Source organism: Methylophaga sp. UBA5088 (assembly GCF_002414625.1).
GTDB lineage: Bacteria > Pseudomonadota > Gammaproteobacteria > Nitrosococcales > Methylophagaceae > Methylophaga > Methylophaga marina.
Window position 1 is genome coordinate 11,584 of sequence record NZ_DIAC01000078.1, and the last position, 3,008, is coordinate 14,591.

Annotated in this window: 4 protein-coding genes; all 4 read left to right on the top strand. The window is 44.5% G+C overall.

Features of this window, described 5'->3' with window-relative positions:
- The coding region (locus tag B4K20_RS10000) for a phosphoethanolamine transferase (RefSeq protein ID WP_289282774.1) at positions 1 to 722 on the top strand (722 nt) is incomplete at its 5' end.
- A 4-nt stretch (positions 723 to 726) separates the two neighbouring features.
- Positions 727 to 1,413, top strand: a complete 687-nt coding sequence (locus B4K20_RS10005; protein WP_289282775.1) for a phosphatase PAP2 family protein — start codon at positions 727 to 729, stop codon at positions 1,411 to 1,413.
- Positions 1,414 to 1,501: 88 nt separating this feature from the next.
- Positions 1,502 to 2,482: an HlyD family secretion protein gene (locus B4K20_RS10010; RefSeq protein ID WP_289282776.1), complete on the top strand. Its 981-nt coding sequence runs from the start codon at positions 1,502 to 1,504 to the stop codon at positions 2,480 to 2,482.
- 6 nt (positions 2,483 to 2,488) lie between these two features.
- On the top strand, positions 2,489 to 3,008 hold a 520-nt coding region (locus tag B4K20_RS10015; RefSeq protein ID WP_289282777.1), incomplete at its 3' end, for an ATP-binding cassette domain-containing protein.

Sequence of the window (3,008 nt, forward strand, 5' to 3'; positions counted from 1 at the left end):
AAAGTGTACTGGACGCTATTTCTGCTGCCGGTGTGAAGGTCAGTTGGCTGGATAATAACAGCGGCTGTAAAGGCGTGTGTGATCGTGTAGAACACCAGAAAGTAACTGACGTTAATCTGACAGATTTATGTCCTGATGGTGAGTGTTATGACGAAGTATTACTGACTAATCTAAAAGTCTTGGTGGCTAAGTCAGATGATGATCAGTTGATTCTCTTACATCAGAAGGGTAGTCACGGACCTGCCTATTTCAAACGTGTGCCGTCTGCATTTGAGAAATTTAAACCAATCTGCGAAACCGCTGAACTACAGAAATGTTCAAATGAAGAACTGAGAAATGCCTATGACAATACGATTTTATACACCGATCATGTGTTGGCTCAATTGATTCAGTATCTGGATAATTTATCTTCTCAATCGATTGATACCGCTATGATTTATGTCTCAGACCATGGCGAGTCTTTAGGTGAACATAATCTGTATCTACATGGTACACCCTATTTCGCTGCCCCCAGCCAGCAAACCCATGTACCTATGGTGGTGTGGTTGTCAGATAACTATAAACGTGACTATCACATCGACCCAGTATGTATGAAAAATGAAACTGGCAAAGCGGTCAGCCACGACAATATTTTCCATTCATTATTAGGGATGAACAATGTCTTACTGCCAGGTAAATATGATCTGGCCTTAGATATCTTTGCCAGCTGTCAGCATAGCTAAATCTATGCTGCATCATTTAGTACGTTTATGGGGGCTGTATTTTGTTCTGATGAGCATGATTGCCATCACAGAACTGGATAAATTAGTAGCGTCCATCTGGTATCAGCTTGAAGGTGGTCAATGGCAATTGAAGCATTTTTGGCTGACGCAAACGTGGTTACATGATGGAGGTCATGACCTAGCCGTCATTTTGTTCAGTGTTGTATTATTAAGTTATGGGATGAGTGTCAGGAACCGCTATTTATCACGCTATCGTCATGCTTTAGCGTATCTTAGTATCAGTATTCCTGTATCGACACTCATGGTAAGTGCTATAAAAAGGCTGACTCAGGTGGATTGTCCCTGGTCTGTAGTGGAGTTTGGTGGCGAGCGACCCTATCAGTTTTGGTTGCATAGTGTATGGTCGCCAATGCAAGGTGCAGATCATTGCTTTCCTGCTGGGCATGCCAGTTCTGCCTATATGTTTTTTGGCCTGTATTTTGTCAGCACGCAGCTTTTTCCTCAGCATGCTAAAAAAGTGTTGTATGGCGTCATCTCTTTTGGCGTTATCTTCGGTCTCGCACAACAATTACGTGGCGCCCATTTCATCAGTCATGACATCACCTCGGCATTTATCTGCTGGACAGTATCCTGCTTGTTATGGAAGTTCTGGCCTGTTAAGCAACTGAAACTAGGTCATTTTGATCAATAGATTGATCTCTGTCATTTCAGTTATTTCGCTATCGTGTATTATTGGGGTAATGTTTACGCCAATCCCTCTTCAATAACAAAGACAACACATGCTGCGACTACGAAATTTGATTTTATTACTGATAGTGGTTGCCGTCGCTGCGGCCAGCTATTACTGGAAGTCTGAACAAGAGTTGAGTTTACCCACTGGCTTTGCTGCTGGAAATAGCCGAATTGAAGCGACCGAAGTTGATGTGGCGACAAAAACGGCGGGGAAAGTTGAGCACATTCAGGTGAATGAAGGTGACTGGGTAAAGCAAGGTCAGGTGCTAGCCGTCATGGATACCGAGCAAGCTGAGGCGAATCTGGCAGTAGCCAATGCGAATCTGAATAAAGCCAATGAATCCAAAAAATACGCACAGGCTATTTTGGCGCAGCGACGCAGTGAAGTCACGCTGGCAAGAAAAGAACTTGAACGGACTCAGGTCTTGGTCAAAAAAGGTCACCTGAGTCAGGAAGTGATGGATCAGAAAGAAACACAAAAAGCGACGGCTCAAGCGGCCATGCAAGCTGCATCGGTACAAGTTGCCGAAGCTCAAGCAGCAATTGAAGCAGCTAAGGCTGAGGTGACAAAAGCACAAGTGGTGATTGCTGACAGCCAACTCACCACACCTCGTAACGGTCGAGTGCTTTATCGCTTGGCTGAGCCGGGTGAAGTTCTGCCTGCTGGTGGTAAAGTCATTACGCTGATTGATGTCAGTGATGTTTATATGTATCTGTTTTTACCTACAGACCAAGCAGGACAAACCCGTGTAGGGGCAGAAGTAAGAATTGTCCTGGATGCCTATCCCAATGTATCTATTCCGGCTCATGTGTCTTTTGTCGCACCACAAGCGCAGTTTACCCCCAAGTCTGTTGAGACAGAGGAAGAACGTGAAAAGCTGATGTTTCGGGTGAAAGTCAAAATTGAAGAAGACATTCTAAGGAAATATGCAGAGCAGGTGAAAACCGGCGTTCCCGGTGTGGCGTATATCAAGCTGGATGACAATGCACAGTGGCCAGAAAAAGTGCCACCTCTCGCCACTTACTAACACGTTATGTCAGCCGATATAGTCGTTAGCCTTGATAATGTCAGTCATCGATATGGTGATACACAGGCATTGGCATCGATGTCAGTTGATATCCCAGCTGGTCAACGCGTTGGGTTTATTGGGCCTGATGGTGTTGGCAAGTCCACATTACTAGGACTTATTGCGGGAGTAAAAAAGATACAAAGCGGGCAATGTCAGGTTTTAGCTGCTGATATGGCTGATAATCGCGAGCGTCATGCTATTTGCTCAAGAATCGCATACATGCCACAAGGTCTGGGTAAAAATCTTTATATGACCTTGTCTGTGCATGAAAATCTGATTTTCTTTGCTCGTCTGTTTAATTTAGCCCCTCATGAACGTGAGGCACGTATCACGCTTTTATTAAAAAGCACGGGATTGAATGAGTTTCGTGATCGACCTGCTGGTCAATTATCTGGCGGCATGAAACAGAAACTGGGTTTATGTTGCGCGTTGATTCATAACCCGGATTTATTAATTCTGGATGAGCCTACCACGGGTGTTGATC

Bases quoted from the DNA above. Each gene is read 5' to 3' on its own strand.
- B4K20_RS10005 (WP_289282775.1), top strand. From the start codon at position 727: ATGCTGCATCATTTAGTACGTTTATGGGGGCTGTATTTTGTTCTGATG.
- B4K20_RS10010 (WP_289282776.1), top strand. From the start codon at position 1,502: ATGCTGCGACTACGAAATTTGATTTTATTACTGATAGTGGTTGCCGTC.